We start from the raw sequence: 16,511 nt of genomic DNA on the forward strand, positions 1-16,511 counted from the left end.
GAAAATGGGCGAATGACGTTGGCGATGATCAATTATTCATCCCTCAGGGCTAGATAAATATCTTGTTTCTGGCCGTCGCGTTCAACGGTAAGGGTTATTTCAGTTAATTCCGGTAACTGGGCTAATGCCTGGCGGGACTGTTCTTTATCGCGAAGATCCAGGCCGTTCAGGGCTATCGCCAGATCGTTTTCCTTGAGACCCGCCTGGCGAAATAGCGCCGGGTCTTTGCCTGGATTCAGACGATATCCGCTGAGCTTGTCGTTAACCATGACCGGCGAAATATTGAGGTAATGAAGAATATTTTGCGGCTGCGCGCGGAGCTCCTGCGCCAATTGGCGGGCTGGCGGCGCGGCGCTATTTTTGCCGGCGGCGGGCGGGTCGTTAAACAGCGGGATAGACTCATTTCTGCCGCGGTAATTAACAATCAGGCGGTCGGGGAAAATGGCGACGATTTTCGCCTCTCCGCCCGGCGTATTATCACCAATCCCGAGGCTAACCTGTTGATTCCCTTTCATCATGATGGCAATGGCGCGAGAGGGGTCGGTGCTGGCGAGCAGGCCGGTGACGCGCAGTTTGAGCGCCGAAACGGGCGCCTGGTCGAGGTTGCCGCCGTGCGCGGAGGCGGAGGTTTTCTCCGCAAGGCCAAACAGCGTAAAGCGCGGCAGCGCCGTTTCCGGGGAACGAGCGGCGGGCGCCGTCATATCGGCAGGGCTCAATGCGTTATCCGTAAAGTTTACCGGGAGAATTATTTTCCAGGTTAATTGGGCGAGCTGCTGGCAGATAAAAAATAATATGATGGACGTCACAATATGAGGCGCGTAATTAATTATTTTTTTATTTGATATTGTTAATCTCATCACGGAATTATGCATTTTTATTCCTTTGCTCATTCTATTTCCCTCAGCAAAAGGTACCGCCCTACCGATATTGGTGGGGCATTTTTTATTGTGAGCGTGCTTATTGCGGGAATCTGCGTAGGTCGCTGCGAATCATAAAGAGTTTGGCTATTGCGGTCGTCATTCCCTTTTTATTTTTACTCCTCCGGCCGCCTACGCCCCCGGAGGATGAGTGAATGGATGATTGAACCTAAGAGAGCAAGAATATCTAATTATCGACGCTTTAAAGATATGCTCGTCATTTTTTTATGGTGCTTAAGTGCGCCAGGAATAGTTTCGCGTATATAACACTTCATATAATTTAATCAGCATGTATAGGGACTATCGAATGCTCAGATATACCCGTAATGCCCTGGTTCTGGGATCGCTGGTTTTACTTAGCGGCTGCGATAACGGATCCTCTTCTTCTTCCTCTGGAAATCCCGACACTCCTGGTAATCAGGATGTGATTGTACGTTTACCTGACGTTGCCGTACCCGGCGAAGCGGCCACGGCGACAGAAAAGCAGGCGGTCATTCACCTGGTGGATATCGCCGGCATCACCAGCAGTAGCGCTGTGGACTACAGCAGTAAAAATCTCTACTTATGGAATAACGAAACCTGCGACGCGCTGAGCGCGCCGGTAGCGGACTGGAATGACGTCAGCACCACGCCGAGCGGCAGCGATAAATATGGCCCGTACTGGGTGATCCCGCTCAACAAAGAGAGCGGCTGTATTAACGTTATCGTTCGCGACGGCACCGATAAGCTGATCGATAGCGACCTGCGGGTGTCGTTTGGCGACTTTACCGATCGTACGGTATCGGTGATCGCCGGCAACAGCGCGGTCTATGACTCCCGCGCCGACGCCTTCCGCGCCGCTTTTGGCGTCGCGCTGGCCGAAGCCCACTGGGTCGATAAAAATACGCTGCTGTGGCCGGGCGGGCAGGATAAGCCCCTCGTGCGCCTCTACTACAGCCACAGCAGTAAAGTGGCGGCCGACGGCGAAGGCAAATTTACCGACCGCTACCTGAAATTGACGCCGACTACCGTCAGCCAGCAGGTCAGCATGCGCTTCCCGCACCTTTCCAGCTATGCGGCCTTTAAGCTGCCGGACAACGCTAACGTTGACGAGCTGCTGCAGGGCGAAACGGTCGCCATTGCCGCCGCAGAGGACGGGATCCTGATTTCCGCCACCCAGGTACAGACGGCGGGCGTGCTGGATGATACCTATGCCGAAGCGGCGGAAGCCCTGAGCTACGGCGCGCAGCTGGCCGACGGCGGCGTCACCTTCCGCGTCTGGGCGCCGACCGCTCAGCAGGTGGATGTGGTGGTCTACAGCGCGGACAAAAAAGTGATTGGCAGCCATCCGATGACCCGCGACAGCGCTTCCGGCTCGTGGTCGTGGCAGGGCGGTAGCGATCTGAAAGGCGCGTTCTACCGCTATGCGATGACGGTTTATCACCCGCAGTCGCGCAAGGTTGAACAGTACGAAGTCACCGATCCGTATGCGCATAGCCTGTCGACCAACTCGGAGTACAGCCAGGTGGTCGATCTCAACGACAGCGCCCTGAAGCCTGACGGCTGGGATAGCCTGACGATGCCGCATGCCCAGAAGACAAAAGCGGATTTAGCGAAGATGACGATTCATGAATCGCATATTCGCGATCTCTCCGCCTGGGACCAGACCGTTCCGGCCGAACTGCGCGGTAAATACCTTGCGCTGACCGCCGGCGACAGCAATATGGTGCAGCATCTGAAGAAGCTCTCCGCTTCAGGCGTCACGCACGTTGAACTGCTGCCGGTCTTCGATCTGGCGACGGTGAACGAGTTCAGCGACAAAGTCGCCGATATTCAGCAGCCGTTCAGCCGCCTGTGTGAAGTGAACAGCGCGGTGAAAAGCAGCGAGTTCGCCGGATACTGCGACAGCGGCTCCACCGTGGAAGAGGTACTGAATCAGCTTAAGCAGGGCGATAGCCAGGATAATCCGCAGGTGCAGGCGCTGAATACGCTGGTGGCGCAGACCGACTCCTACAACTGGGGCTACGATCCGTTCCACTACACGGTTCCGGAAGGCTCCTACGCGACCGATCCGGAAGGCACGACGCGCATCAAAGAGTTCCGCACCATGATTCAGGCGATCAAGCAGGATCTGGGGATGAACGTCATTATGGACGTGGTATACAACCACACCAACGCCGCGGGCCCGACCGACCGCACGTCGGTGCTGGATAAGATCGTACCCTGGTACTATCAGCGTCTGAATGAAATTACCGGCAGCGTTGAATCCGCCACCTGCTGTTCCGACTCTGCGCCGGAGCATCGGATGTTCGCCAGGCTGATCGCCGACTCGCTGGCGGTGTGGACCACGGACTATAAAATCGATGGCTTCCGCTTCGATCTGATGGGCTATCACCCGAAAGCGCAAATTCTCTCGGCGTGGGAGCGCATTAAGGCCCTGAACCCGGATATCTACTTCTTCGGCGAAGGCTGGGACTCTAACCAGAGCGACCGTTTTGAAATCGCCTCGCAGATCAACCTGAAAGGTACCGGCATCGGCACGTTCTCCGATCGCCTGCGTGACTCCGTGCGCGGCGGCGGCCCGTTCGATTCCGGCGATGCGCTGCGTCAGAACCAGGGCGTCGGCAGCGGCGCGGGCGTGTTGCCAAACGAACTCGCCAGCCTGAGCGATGACCAGGTGCGTCATCTGGCCGATCTGACCCGTCTGGGCATGGCCGGTAACCTCGCTGACTTTGTGATGATCGACAAAGACGGCGCGGTGAAGAAAGGCAGCGAAATTGACTATAACGGCGTGCCTGGCGGCTATGCCGCAGACCCGACGGAGGTCGTCAACTATGTTTCGAAGCACGACAACCAGACGCTGTGGGACATGATCAGCTATAAAGCGTCCCAGGAAGCCGACCTGGCAACCCGGGTTCGCATGCAGGCCGTTTCGCTGGCGACGGTGATGCTCGGGCAGGGGATCGCTTTCGACCAGCAGGGTTCTGAACTGCTGCGCTCGAAATCCTTTACCCGCGACTCCTACGACTCCGGCGACTGGTTCAACCGCGTGGATTATTCCCTGCAGGATAACAACTACAACGTTGGGATGCCGCGCATCAGCGATGACGGCAGCAACTATGACGTGATTACTCGCGTCAAAGAGATGGTTGCCACGCCGGGCGAAGCGGAGCTGAAGCAGATGACCGCGTTTTACCAGGAGCTGACCGAGCTGCGTAAATCCTCCCCGCTGTTCACCTTAGGCGACGGCAGCGCGGTGATGAAGCGCGTTGATTTCCGTAATACCGGTTCAGACCAGCAGGCCGGTCTGCTGGTTATGACCGTGGATGACGGAGTGAAAGCGGGCGCCAGCCTGGATAGCCGTCTTGACGGCCTGGTGGTGGTGATTAACGCCGCGCCGGAAAGCCGTACGCTGAATGAGTTTGCCGGTGATACGCTGCAGCTGAGCGCGATCCAGCAGGCGGCGGGCGAAAATTCGCTGGCAAACGGCGTGCAGATTGCCGCTGACGGCACGGTCACGCTGCCGGCATGGTCGGTGGCGGTGCTGGAAATGCCGCAGGGCGATGCCCAGGGCGCCGGGCTGCCGGTCAGCAGCAAGTAAGACCTGAACCTCCCGGCCCGCGGCGTCATAACCACGGGCCGGGATGGCGTGTCTTGATTAAGGAGAAGCCCGTGCTTGTTCGTCAGCAAAAGCCGTACCCGCAGTCTGCGCCCCCGGCGGTAGTTGGAAAAATGGTGCAGATCCCCTATGTGACCGTACCGCTGTACGCCACGCTGCTGATTGCGCTCGGCTGGTTCGGCGGCGAGCAGTGGCGGAATAAGCCCGAGCCGCAGCCGATGAGGCAGCCGGTAGCGCATGCGGCGTTAGTGCCGCTGAATCAACCGGCGGTCAAAACTGTCGTCACGGCGGTTAAAGCCGAGCCAGAAATGAAGGCTGAGCCAGAAATAGCGATCGATGAAGATACGCTGCCGCCTCTGCGCTATAGCGCGCACGTCTACGCCTCGCTGGCGGAGAAACGCAGCATTGTATTAAACGGACAGTCCTGGAAGGAGGGCGACTCGCCGCTGCCGAGCCTGGTTATTGAGCAGATTCAGCAGGATCTCACCGTATTTAGCTTCAACGGTAAAACGTTTACCCTCGCGGCGCTGGATGACTGGCCGGGCGGGGCGATTGAGGAGAGTCCGCAGGCTGAATAAAATAGTGCGAGCGGAATAAAAATAAGCGCTATTGATTGCCGCGCAGGCTATCAATAAATGGCGCCAGCTGGCGATTAAACTGGCTGCATTTTGTCGCTTCCGGGGTACTGTCCTGCTGGAGCTGTTGATATAGCTGCGCGCTGCGCTGGCTTAGCAGATTATCGTCAATATTCGCCCATCCGCGTTTTTTACCCACGTTTATTGCCGCACGATTAATCGCTTCATCGGCGGGCAGATCGCTGCGGTTGCATTTATTCTTCAGATAGCGCGCCCCGGCGGCGACGGAGGCGAGCTGCTCAAGCTGGGCCTGACCGCTCACGGCAGGACTGAGGGTTGTCGAACGATTTTGCTGACAGCCTGAGAGCAGGGCGACCGCCATAAGCGGGAATAGAATAAAGTTGCGCATAATATATTAATCGAAAAAATTAATTGGCTGACAGTTTAACAAATATTTATCCGCAGTCATCAGAAAATCTGCCAAATTATCAATGTTAAGCGGCTCGCTTTTTTATCATTTTCGTCTTTTAAATTTCTTTTTCTTCACCTGCATGATTTTTCTTTTACGGCGGAAATACGCTTTCCCGCCGGCGCCGTTCCGGTTTCTTTGTGAGGACTGCGGGCCGATACGGGCGCACATTTTTATGTTGTTAAAAAACATAATAATTTCCCTTTCGTTACTCGATGAGGATGTAAAATGCTGGTTAAGAATGTCGCGGTTTAGTGCTATCCTGTATCGCCTGGACAATCCGTTCCGTGTCCCGAACCATTCTGATGGTGAAGCGTGTAATAATATGATTTGTATGGTGAATTTTTAAAGTGAAAATCATGCGAGCGACATGATAACGCGTCGCGCAGTACATAAATGGTCGCCTGAAGGCCAAAATATTCGGGCGTCAATTTGAGAGATTTCTTCTTTCCCCCATTCGGGGAAACATTGAGAATCAGGCCTTTACGCCTGTAAGTTGCGGAGAAAAAGCATGGCGGGAGATGACCGCGAGCCGATCGGACGTAAGGGGAGACCCTCGCGCCCGGCAAAACAAAAGGTAACTCGCCGTCGGGTCCGGGAAGAGGACTACGACGACGATTACGATGATGATGACTATGAGGATGAAAAACCGATGCCGCGGAAAGGAAAAGGCAAAGGCGGTAAACCCCCTCGTCGTAAACGCGCCTGGCTATGGCTGCTGATTAAGATTGGGGTCGTCTGCGCAGTGCTGATTGCCGCCTATGGCGTCTACCTCGATCAGAAAATCCGCAGCCGCATCGACGGTAAAGTCTGGGATCTGCCCGCGGCGGTTTATGGCCGGATGGTCAACCTTGAGCCGGATATGCAGATCAGCAAAAACGAAATGGTGCGCCTGCTCAACGCCACGCAGTATCGTCAGGTGAGCGCGATGACGCGCCCGGGCGAATACACGGTACAGGCCAACAGTATCGAGATGATCCGCCGTCCGTTCGATTTCCCGGACAGTAAAGAAGGGCAGGTGCGCGCGCGTCTGACCTTTAATGGCGATCGTCTGGACACTATCGAGAATATGGATAACAACCGCCAGTTCGGTTTCTTCCGTCTCGATCCGCGCCTGATCACCATGCTGCAATCGGCCAACGGCGAACAGCGTCTGTTTGTTAAGCGCAACGGCTTCCCGGATCTGCTGGTCGATACCCTGCTGGCGACGGAAGACCGCCATTTCTACGAACACGACGGCATCAGCCTCTACTCGATTGGCCGCGCGGTACTGGCGAACCTGACCGCCGGGCGTACGGTGCAGGGGGCGAGTACGCTGACCCAGCAGCTGGTGAAGAACCTGTTCCTCTCCAGCGAACGTTCTTACTGGCGTAAGGCTAACGAAGCCTATATGGCGCTGATCGTTGATGCCCGCTACAGCAAGGATCGTATCCTTGAGCTGTATATGAACGAAGTGTACCTCGGTCAGAGCGGCGATAACGAGATCCGCGGCTTCCCGCTGGCGAGCCTGTATTACTTTGGTCGTCCGGTGGAAGAGCTGAGCCTCGATCAGCAGGCGCTGCTGGTGGGGATGGTAAAAGGCGCGTCGGTCTACAACCCGTGGCGTAACCCGAAGCTGGCGCTGGAGCGACGCAACCTCGTGCTGCGTCTGCTGCAGCAGCAGCAGGTTATCGATCAGGAGCTGTATGACATGCTGAGCGCGCGTCCGCTGGGCGTACAGCCGCGCGGCGGGGTTATCTCTCCGCAGCCGGCGTTTATGCAGATGGTGCGCCAGGAGCTGCAGGCGAAACTGGGCGACAAAGTGAAAGATCTCTCCGGCGTGAAGATCTTCACCACCTTCGACTCAGTCGCGCAGGATGCGGCGGAAAAGGCGGCGACGGAAGGTATTCCGGCGCTGAAGAAACAGCGTAAGCTGCCGGATCTGGAAACCGCGATGGTGGTGGTCGACCGCTTCACCGGCGAGGTGCGGGCGATGGTCGGCGGCGCGGAGCCGCAGTTTGCCGGCTATAACCGCGCGATGCAGGCGCGCCGTTCAATTGGTTCACTGGCAAAACCGGCGACCTATCTGACCGCGCTAAGCCAGCCGAACCAGTATCGTCTCAATACCTGGATTGCCGATGCGCCTATCTCGATTCGCCTGTCTAATGGCCAGACGTGGTCGCCGCAGAACGACGATCGTCGCTACAGCGATAGCGGTAAAGTGATGCTGGTTGACGCGCTGACGCGTTCAATGAACGTGCCGACGGTGAACCTCGGGATGGCGCTGGGCCTGCCAGCGGTGGTCGATACCTGGACTAAGCTGGGCGCGCCGAAGAATCAGCTGAACGCGGTTCCGTCGATGCTGCTGGGGGCGCTGAACCTGACGCCGATTGAAGTGGCGCAGGCGTTTCAGACCATTGCCAGCGGGGGTAACCGCGCGCCGCTGTCCGCGCTGCGGTCCGTTATCGCCGAAGATGGTACCGTGCTCTATCAGAGCTATCCGCAGGCGGAGCGCGCGGTGCCGGCGCAGGCGGCGTATATGACGCTATGGACCATGCAGCAGGTGGTGCAGCGCGGTACCGGTCGCCAGCTGGGCGCGAAGTATCCGGGCCTGCATCTGGCGGGTAAAACAGGGACCACCAACAACAATGTTGATACCTGGTTTGCCGGTATTGACGGCGGTCAGGTGACCATTACCTGGGTAGGTCGTGATAATAACCAGCCGACCAAGCTGTACGGCGCCAGCGGCGCGATGTCTATTTATCAACGCTATCTGGCAAACCAGACCCCGACCCCATTGGTGCTAACGCCGCCGGAAGATGTGGTGGATATGGGTGTCGATGGCAGCGGTAACTTTGTCTGCAGCGGCGGCATGCGTTCGCTGCCGGTATGGACGACCACGCCGGACGCGCTGTGCCGCCAGGGCGAACAGATCCAACAGCAGCAGCTTGAACAGCAGCAGGCGAATAACCCGTTCAATCAGTCCGGGCAGCAGCAGCCGCAGCAAAACCAGCAGCAGCAACCGCCGAAGCAGGAGAAGAGCGATGGCGTCGCGGGCTGGATTAAGGATATGTTCGGCAGTAATTAACGATCCGCTCCATCCTTTAAGCCGACGTTTCGTCGTTTAAATGGATGCTGAAATAGAGGCCCCCTAATACCTCAGTATTAGGGGGCCTTTTTATATCGAGAAATTAATTAACACCCGCTTAACTCCACACTTACCGTCTGGTTATTTATTCATCCTTTGATATTTCGTCAGGGGCATATTTCTTGCCTTGCCGCGATCGTTTCGCCTATTATGTCAGCCGTTATAATAATAATTCTCGTTTACGTTATCATTCACTTCTATTAGAGATATACCCATGGCGCGTCTTAAAACTGCTCAGCCAAATCACTCGCTGCGTAAACTCGCAGCTGTAGTAGCCACGGCGGTTAGCGGCATGTCTGTTTATGCACAGGCGGCAGTTGAACCGAAAGAAGAAACCATTACCGTTACCGCCGCTTCGGCCCCGCAGGAGAGCGCCTGGGGACCGGCAGCGACCATCGCGGCGAAACATTCGGCTACCGCAACAAAAACCGATACCCCCATCGAAAAAACGCCGCAGTCTATTTCCGTGGTGACCCGTCAGGAAATGGAGATGAAGCAGCCGACGACGGTGAAAGAAGCGCTGGCCTATACGCCGGGCGTATTCTCGACTCGCGGCAGCTCAACCACCTATGATGTGGTGACGATTCGTGGTTTCACCACGTCGACAACGGTGAATACCAACCAGTATCTGGATGGGATGAAGCTGCAGGGTAATAACTATTCCGAAGTATCGATGGACCCTTATTTCCTTGAACGTGTTGAGGTGATGCGCGGGCCAACGTCTGTGCTGTACGGCAACAGCAACCCTGGCGGTATCGTCAGCATGGTCAGCAAGCGTCCGACCACTGAGCCGCTGAAAGAAATCCAGTTTAAAATGGGCACCGATAATCTGTGGCAGACGGGATTTGATTTCAGCGACGCCATTGATGATGACGGCGTGTGGTCATATCGTCTGACCGGTTTGGGCCGCAGCCAGGACGCCCAGCAGCAAATGGCGAAGTCTACCCGTTACGCGGTCGCCCCCTCCTTTAGCTGGCGTCCGGATGACAAAACGGACTTCACTTTCCTGAGTAATTTCCAGAGCGATCCGTATGCCGGATATTACGGCTGGCTGCCGCGTGAAGGGACGGTGGTGCCGTATTACGACGCTAACGGTAAGGCGCATAAGCTGCCGACGGACTTTAACGAAGGCGAAGCGGATAATAAGATGTCCCGCCGTCAGCAGATGGTGGGCTACAGCTTCTCGCATCAGTTTGATGATACTTTCACCGTGCGTCAGAACCTGCGTTATGCCAACGTCCATACCCTCTACCGTTCGGTCTACGGCAACGGATATACGCCGACAGGCAAAATCAACCGTGCATATGTTCGCTCTGATGAGAACCTTAATACGTTTACCGTTGATACTCAGCTGCAGTCTGATTTCGCTACCGGCGCGGTAGGGCACACTCTGTTAACCGGCGTGGATTATTCGCGCATGCGCAATGATGTGAACGCCGATTACGGGACGGCTTCCGCGCTTGACATGCAGAACCCGCAGTACGGCAATGCAAACGTGAGCGTTAACTTCCCCTATTCAGTGCTGAACCGTATGGAGCAGACCGGTCTCTATGCCCAGGATCAGATGGCGTGGGATAAGTGGGTGATGACGCTGGGGGGGCGCTACGACTATGCGATGGCTTCAACCCTGACGCGCCCTGCGAATACCCTCGCCAAAAATCACGATCAGCAGTTCACCTGGCGCGGCGGTATTAACTATCTGTTTGATAATGGTATCTCGCCATACTTCAGCTACAGCCAGTCTTTTGAGCCGGTTTCCGGATCGTCGCGGGATGGCAAACCCTTCGATGCTTCCCACGGCGAACAGTATGAAGCCGGGGTGAAGTACGTACCGAAGGATATGCCGGTCGTGCTGACCGCCGCGGTATATCAGCTGACCAAAGATAAAAACCTGACGGCGGATCCGAACAACGCCTCGTTCAGCATCCAGACGGGCGAAATCCGCTCTCGCGGGATTGAGCTGGAGGCGAAGGCGGCGGTTAATGCCAACGTCAACGTGACGGCTTCCTATACCTATACCGACGCCCAATACCAGCATGACACCACCTTTAACGGCAAGCGTCCGGCGGAAGTGCCGCGCAACATGGCGTCGCTGTGGGCCGACTACACCTTCCACGAAACCGCGCTGAGCGGCCTGACGGTGGGTGCCGGGGCGCGCTATGTCGGTTCAACGGTAAGCTATTACAAAAACGATACTTCGACGGGGAAAAAAGATGATGCCTTCAACGTCGCTGGCTACGCGTTAATGGATGCCACCGTGAAATACGATCTCGCGCGCTTTGGTTTGCCGGGGTCGTCGATCGGGGTCAACGTCAACAACCTGTTCGATCGTGAATACGTTTCCAGCTGCTATAGCGAGTACGCATGCTACTGGGGCGCTGAGCGCCAGGTTGTGGCGACCGCGACTTTCCGTTTCTAACCACTTAACGGGCGCGGTTCGCCGCGCCTCTGACCAGGTTCCGTTATGCAGGAAATCACTCCGCACTCCGATACGACGTTTTCACTGGACCGCGTGACCTTCCGCGTGCCCGGCAGAACGCTGCTGCATCCTCTGTCATTAACCTTCCCGGCGGGAAAAGTCACGGGCCTGATTGGCCATAACGGCTCCGGCAAATCGACGCTGCTGAAAATGCTTGGCCGCCATCAGGCGCCCTCGGACGGGGAGGTTTTGCTCGACGGTCAGCCGCTCGACAGCTGGGGCAGTAAAGCCTTTGCCCGCAAAGTGGCTTATCTGCCGCAGCAGCTGCCGCCGGCGGAAGGCATGACGGTGCGTGAGCTGGTGGCGATCGGCCGCTATCCGTGGCACGGAGCGCTGGGGCGTTTTGGCGCGGCGGATCGGGAGAAAGTGGAAGAGGCGATTGCGCTGGTCGGGCTAAAACCGCTGGCCCATCGGCTGGTGGACAGCCTCTCCGGCGGTGAACGCCAGCGCGCGTGGATTGCCATGCTGGTGGCCCAGGATAGCCGCTGCCTGCTGCTCGATGAACCCACCTCGGCGCTGGATATCGCCCACCAGGTGGATGTGCTGGCGCTGGTTCATCGCCTGAGCCAGCAGCGCGGGCTGACGGTGATTGCCGTACTGCATGATATCAATATGGCGGCGCGCTACTGCGATTATCTTGTTGCGCTGCGCAGCGGTGAGATGATCGCTCAGGGAACGCCCGCGGAGTTGATGCGCAGCGAAACCCTGGAACAAATTTACGGCATCCCGATGGGGATCCTGCCGCATCCGGCTGGCGCAGCGCCGGTAAGTTTTGTCTATTGATGGAAAACCTCACATTTATCACGCGGCGGCGCCTGCTGACCGCAATGGCGCTGTCGCCGCTGCTGTGGCAGATGCGCGGCGCGCGGGCGGCGGAAGTGGATCCGCAGCGTATTGTCGCGCTCGAATGGCTGCCGGTAGAGCTAATGCTGGCGCTGGGCGTCACGCCCTACGGCGTTGCTGATATCCCTAACTACCGGCTGTGGGTCAATGAACCGGCGCTACCTGATTCGGTAATTGACGTCGGGCTGCGTACCGAGCCAAATCTTGAACTGCTGACGCAGATGAAGCCGTCGTTTCTGGTCTGGTCGGCGGGATACGGTCCGTCGGCGGAAAAGCTGGCGCGTATTGCGCCCGGACGAGGATTCACCTTCAGCGACGGCAAGCGTCCGCTGATGATGGCTCAGCAGTCGCTTAGCGAAATGGCTGAGCTGATCGGCAGGCAGCAGGAAGCGAAGCGCCATCTGGCGGAATTTGACGCGCTGATGGAGAGCCTGCGACCGCGCTTTGCCCGCCGCGGCGATCGTCCGCTGCTGATGATTACTCTGCTTGATAGCCGTCACGTGCTGGTTTTTGCGCAAAACTGCCTGTTCCAGGAGGTGCTCGACCGCTTTGCCATCAAAAATGCCTGGCAGGGCGAAACCACCTTCTGGGGCAGCGTCACCGTTGGCATTGACCGGCTGGCGGCCTACAGAGACGCCGACGTTATTTGCTTCGACCACGGCAATGCGCGGGAGATGGCGCAGCTTATGGCGACGCCGCTGTGGCGAGCGATGCCGTTTGTTCGCGCAGGGCGTTTTCAACGCGTCCCGGCGGTGTGGTTCTATGGCGCGACGCTATCGGCGATGCATTTTGCCCGCGTGCTGGCCGACGCTCAGGGAGGCCCGGCGTGAGATCGCGAATTTCGCCTTTGGCGACATCACTGCTGTTGACGCTCCTTCTCGTCGCTGCTGCGCTGACGCTGTTCAACTTCAACGTGGCGCTGCCGCGAAGCGAGTGGGGACAGGCGCTATGGCAGCCGAATATCGATAATATCGCCCAGATGCTGTTCCACTACAGCCTGCTGCCGCGGCTGGCGATATCGCTGCTGGTCGGCGCCGGGCTGGGGCTGGTGGGCGTGCTGTTCCAGCAGGTGTTGCGTAACCCGCTGGCGGAGCCGACGACGCTCGGCGTGGCGACCGGGGCGCAGTTAGGCATGACAGTGACCACGCTGTGGGCGATCCCTGGCGTGCTGGCGTCGCAGTTTGCCGCGCTGGCCGGAGCATGCATTGTCGGCGCGCTGGTATTTGGCGTTTCGTGGGGCAAACGCCTCTCGCCGGTGACGTTGATTCTGGCAGGATTGGTGGTGAGCCTCTACTGCGGCGCGCTTAATCAGCTGATGGCGATCTTCCATCATGACCAGCTGCAAAGTATGTTCCTGTGGAGCACCGGTACCCTGACGCAGACCGACTGGAGCGTGGTGCAGCGGCTGTGGCCGCAGCTGCTGGGCGGAGCGATGCTAACCCTCCTGCTGCTGCGACCGCTGACCCTGATGGGGCTGGACGACGGCGTGGCGCGCAACCTCGGTCTGGCGCTCTCGTTGGCACGGCTGGGGGCGTTGACTCTGGCGATTATCATCAGCGCCCTGTTGGTGAATGCGGTGGGGATTATTGGTTTTATCGGCCTGTTCGCGCCGCTGCTGGCGAAGATGCTGGGCGCTCGCCGCCTGCTATCGCGCCTGCTGCTGGCGGCCCTGATTGGCGCGCTGCTGCTGTGGCTCTCCGATCAGGTTATCCTCTGGCTGGCCCGGGTGTGGATGGAAGTCTCCACCGGTTCGGTGACCGCGCTGATTGGCGCGCCGCTGCTGCTATGGCTGCTGCCGCGCCTGCGCAGCATTAGCGCGCCGGTGATGAACGGTGGCGATAAAGTGCTGGCTGAACGGCAACATGTGCTGTGGTTCGCGCTGGGCGGTCTGGCGATTCTGCTGCTGGCCATCGTCGCGTCGCTGGCTTTCGGCCGCGACGCGCAGGGCTGGCACTGGGCTAGCGGAACGCTGCTGGATCAGCTGATGCCCTGGCGCTGGCCGCGCATTCTGGCAGCGCTGTTCGCCGGCGTGATGCTGGCGGTGGCGGGCTGCATTATCCAACGCTTAACCGGTAATCCGATGGCCAGTCCGGAAGTGCTCGGCATCAGCTCGGGCGCAGCGTTCGGCGTGGTGCTGATGCTATTCTTCGTGCCGGGAAATGCCTTTGGCTGGCTGCTGCCCGCCGGTAGCCTCGGCGCGGCTGCGACGCTGCTGGTCATTCTGATTGCCGCCGGACGCGGCGGGTTCTCGCCGCATCGCATGCTGCTGGCGGGGATGGCGCTGAGCACGGCGTTTACCATGCTGCTGATGATGCTGCAGGCCAGCGGCGATCCGCGAATGGCGCAGATCCTGACGTGGATTTCTGGCTCAACCTACAGCGCCACGCCGGAACTCGTGATGCGCAGCGGCGCGGCGATGCTTATTCTGCTGGCGCTGACGCCGCTTTGCCGCCGCTGGTTGACGATTCTGTCGCTGGGCGGCGAGGCGGCGAGGGCGATCGGGATGGCGCTGACGCCGTCACGTATCGGGCTGCTGCTGCTGGCGGCATGTCTGACCGCGGCCGCAACCCTAACCATTGGCCCGCTCAGCTTCGTGGGGTTAATGGCGCCGCATATAGCGCGTATGATGGGATTCCGGCGTACGATGCCGCATATGTTGATCTCCGGCCTGATTGGCGGAGTACTGCTGGTGTTCGCCGACTGGTGCGGCCGGATGCTTATGTTCCCGTACCAAATCCCGGCAGGATTGCTGTCGACGTTTATCGGCGCGCCGTACTTTATCTATCTGTTGAGAAAGCAGAGCCGGTAGCTTTTCACCCTCGCGATGCCCGGCGGGCGTCGCGATGTTATAAGCCGCTTATTGATTTTCAAAGAGTACAGCACGTCGGAGAGGCATTGCCGGGGCTGAGCAGCCCCGGCAATCAGAGTTACAGCTTCGCGAAAGCGTTACGCGCGGCGGCGACGGTATTATCGATATCTTCTTCGCTGTGGGCGATGGACATAAAGCCCGCTTCAAACGCCGACGGCGCCAGGTAGACGCCCTCTTGCAGCATCAGGTGGAAGAAGCGTTTAAACCGCTCTACATCGCACTTCACCACGTCCTGGTAGCAGGTCACGGTTGGCGCATCGGTAAAGAAAATGCCGAACATGCCGCCGACGTTATTCACCACCAGCGGAATCCCTGCATCGCGCGCGGCGTCCAGCAGACCCTGGGCCAGCTGGTTGGTGAGCTCGGTTAGCGTCTCGTGCACGCCGGGCTGCGCCACTTCGGTCAGGCAAGCGAAACCTGCCGCCATCGCGATGGGGTTGCCGGAGAGGGTGCCTGCCTGATAAACCGGGCCGGTCGGCGCCAGGGCATCCATCACCTCACGACGACCGCCGAATGCGCCAACCGGCATACCGCCGCCGATGATTTTGCCAAGGCAGGTCAGATCCGGCACAACGCCGTAGTAATCCTGCGCGCCGGCCAGCGCCACGCGGAAGCCGGTCATGACTTCATCGATAATCAGTAGCGCGCCGAACTCGTCGCACAGCGCGCGCAGGCCCGGCAGAAACTCTGGCAGCGGCGGGATGCAGTTCATATTACCGGCCACCGGCTCAACGATGATGCAGGCGATATCCTGCGGATACTGTTCGAACGCGGCGCGAACCGATGACAGATCGTTATAGGTGCAGGTCAGGGTGTGTTTGGCGAAGTCCGCTGGCACGCCCGGCGAGTTCGGCTGGCCGAGCGTCAGCGCGCCTGAGCCGGCTTTTACCAGCAGGCAGTCGGCGTGGCCGTGGTAGCAGCCTTCGAACTTGATGATTTTGTCGCGACCGGTGAAGCCGCGGGCCAGGCGAATGGCGCTCATGGTGGCTTCGGTACCGGAGTTCACCATGCGGACCATATCCATGGTCGGGACCAGCTCGGTGACCAGCGCCGCCATTTTAACTTCCATCTCCGTCGGCGCGCCAAAGCTCAGGCCGCGTTCGGCGGCTTCAATGACCGCGTTGCGGATGGCCGGATGGTTATGGCCCAGCACCATTGGGCCCCAGGAGCCGACATAATCGATATACGCTTTACCATCAACGTCGTAAAGGTAAGCGCCGTCGGCGCGCTCGATAAACAGCGGCGTACCGCCGACGCCGGTGAACGCACGTACCGGAGAGTTCACGCCGCCGGGAATAAGTTCACGCGCAGCGTTATACAGATTTTCAGATTTGCTCATTGCCAGGGTCCTGGTTCGTGAAAAATGTTTTGTCGGTTATTCTAAGTTATTCCAGGAAGGTTATATACCCGTCATACTTCAAGTTGCAGGTGTGTTGGCTGCGCTCGTTCACCCGAATCACTTACCAGAGTAAGCTCATCGGGATTCACTCTTTTGCCGCCTTCCTGCAACTCGAATTATTTAGGGTATGAAAGTTTTGCCCAATTGAAACAATGGGGTCAGGGCGCATTTTTTTGACGACGGAGCCAGTCCGGTTGGCTAGAATGACCTTCTTTCTATTTGTATTACTTATTAT

Annotated in this window: 11 protein-coding genes; 7 read left to right on the plus strand and 4 right to left on the minus strand. The window is 58.2% G+C overall.

Features of this window, described 5'->3' with window-relative positions; all coding sequences use genetic code 11:
• Positions 1-32: 32 nt before the first annotated feature.
• Positions 33-872 carry a type II secretion system protein GspC gene (gspC, locus tag HMPREF1144_RS26930; protein ID WP_042928592.1) on the minus strand — a complete coding sequence of 280 codons (840 nt, stop codon included), beginning with the start codon at positions 870-872 and terminating at the stop codon, positions 33-35.
• A 352-nt stretch (positions 873-1,224) separates the two neighbouring features.
• On the opposite strand from gspC, the gene pulA reads away from it, so the two are divergent.
• Both pulA and gspB read left to right on the plus strand, forming a co-directional pair.
• Positions 1,225-4,497: a pullulanase-type alpha-1,6-glucosidase gene (pulA, locus tag HMPREF1144_RS26935; protein ID WP_009654629.1), complete on the plus strand. Its 3,273-nt coding sequence runs from the start codon at positions 1,225-1,227 to the stop codon at positions 4,495-4,497.
• Between the two features lie 71 nt (positions 4,498-4,568).
• Positions 4,569-5,093, plus strand: coding sequence for a type II secretion system assembly factor GspB (gene gspB, locus HMPREF1144_RS26940; RefSeq protein WP_009654540.1), 525 nt, complete (start codon positions 4,569-4,571; stop codon positions 5,091-5,093).
• A gap of 28 nt (positions 5,094-5,121) precedes the next feature.
• Here gspB and pulS read toward each other — a convergent pair whose 3' ends face one another.
• Both pulS and HMPREF1144_RS33410 read right to left on the minus strand, forming a co-directional pair.
• Positions 5,122-5,499, minus strand: a complete 378-nt coding sequence (gene pulS, locus HMPREF1144_RS26945) for a GspS family T2SS pilot lipoprotein variant PulS (protein WP_042928594.1) — start codon at positions 5,497-5,499, stop codon at positions 5,122-5,124.
• A gap of 105 nt (positions 5,500-5,604) precedes the next feature.
• Positions 5,605-5,751 (minus strand): hypothetical protein, encoded by a 147-nt coding sequence (locus HMPREF1144_RS33410; protein ID WP_004098725.1) that lies wholly within the window; start codon positions 5,749-5,751, stop codon positions 5,605-5,607.
• A 319-nt stretch (positions 5,752-6,070) separates the two neighbouring features.
• On the opposite strand from HMPREF1144_RS33410, the gene mrcB reads away from it, so the two are divergent.
• The 5 genes from mrcB to fhuB all read left to right on the plus strand — a co-directional run bounded on the left by mrcB (position 6,071) and on the right by fhuB (position 14,817).
• Positions 6,071-8,626 carry a bifunctional glycosyl transferase/transpeptidase gene (gene mrcB, locus HMPREF1144_RS26950; protein WP_004098726.1) on the plus strand — a complete coding sequence of 852 codons (2,556 nt, stop codon included), beginning with the start codon at positions 6,071-6,073 and terminating at the stop codon, positions 8,624-8,626.
• A gap of 274 nt (positions 8,627-8,900) precedes the next feature.
• Positions 8,901-11,105: a ferrichrome porin FhuA gene (fhuA, locus tag HMPREF1144_RS26955; protein ID WP_009654600.1), complete on the plus strand. Its 2,205-nt coding sequence runs from the start codon at positions 8,901-8,903 to the stop codon at positions 11,103-11,105.
• A 45-nt stretch (positions 11,106-11,150) separates the two neighbouring features.
• Complete coding sequence (gene fhuC, locus HMPREF1144_RS26960) at positions 11,151-11,948, plus strand: Fe3+-hydroxamate ABC transporter ATP-binding protein FhuC (RefSeq protein WP_009654624.1); 798 nt, start codon at positions 11,151-11,153, stop codon at positions 11,946-11,948.
• Complete coding sequence (gene fhuD / locus HMPREF1144_RS26965) at positions 11,948-12,838, plus strand: Fe(3+)-hydroxamate ABC transporter substrate-binding protein FhuD (protein WP_004098729.1); 891 nt, start codon at positions 11,948-11,950, stop codon at positions 12,836-12,838. Before fhuC ends, fhuD begins: the two co-directional genes overlap by 1 nt.
• Positions 12,835-14,817: a Fe(3+)-hydroxamate ABC transporter permease FhuB gene (fhuB, locus tag HMPREF1144_RS26970; protein ID WP_009654603.1), complete on the plus strand. Its 1,983-nt coding sequence runs from the start codon at positions 12,835-12,837 to the stop codon at positions 14,815-14,817. Before fhuD ends, fhuB begins: the two co-directional genes overlap by 4 nt.
• 118 nt (positions 14,818-14,935) lie before the next feature.
• Here the strand turns inward: fhuB and hemL are convergent, their stop codons facing one another.
• Positions 14,936-16,216 (minus strand): glutamate-1-semialdehyde 2,1-aminomutase, encoded by a 1,281-nt coding sequence (gene hemL, locus HMPREF1144_RS26975; RefSeq protein WP_004098731.1) that lies wholly within the window; start codon positions 16,214-16,216, stop codon positions 14,936-14,938.
• Between the last annotated feature and the right edge of the window lie 295 nt (positions 16,217-16,511).

This window comes from Klebsiella sp. OBRC7 (assembly GCF_000293135.1).
Classification (GTDB): domain Bacteria; phylum Pseudomonadota; class Gammaproteobacteria; order Enterobacterales; family Enterobacteriaceae; genus Klebsiella; species Klebsiella michiganensis.

What these genes read in the sequence shown, in the direction of transcription:
- fhuC (WP_009654624.1), top strand. Translation starts at nt 11,151, where the DNA reads ATGCAGGAAATCACTCCGCACTCCGATACGACGTTTTCACTGGACCGC.
- hemL (WP_004098731.1), bottom strand. Translation starts at nt 16,216, where the DNA reads ATGAGCAAATCTGAAAATCTGTATAACGCTGCGCGTGAACTTATTCCC.
- mrcB (WP_004098726.1), top strand. Translation starts at nt 6,071, where the DNA reads ATGGCGGGAGATGACCGCGAGCCGATCGGACGTAAGGGGAGACCCTCG.
- HMPREF1144_RS33410 (WP_004098725.1), bottom strand. Translation starts at nt 5,751, where the DNA reads ATGTTTTTTAACAACATAAAAATGTGCGCCCGTATCGGCCCGCAGTCC.
- fhuA (WP_009654600.1), top strand. Translation starts at nt 8,901, where the DNA reads ATGGCGCGTCTTAAAACTGCTCAGCCAAATCACTCGCTGCGTAAACTC.
- fhuD (WP_004098729.1), top strand. Translation starts at nt 11,948, where the DNA reads ATGGAAAACCTCACATTTATCACGCGGCGGCGCCTGCTGACCGCAATG.
- pulS (WP_042928594.1), bottom strand. Translation starts at nt 5,499, where the DNA reads ATGCGCAACTTTATTCTATTCCCGCTTATGGCGGTCGCCCTGCTCTCA.
- pulA (WP_009654629.1), top strand. Translation starts at nt 1,225, where the DNA reads ATGCTCAGATATACCCGTAATGCCCTGGTTCTGGGATCGCTGGTTTTA.
- gspC (WP_042928592.1), bottom strand. Translation starts at nt 872, where the DNA reads ATGCATAATTCCGTGATGAGATTAACAATATCAAATAAAAAAATAATT.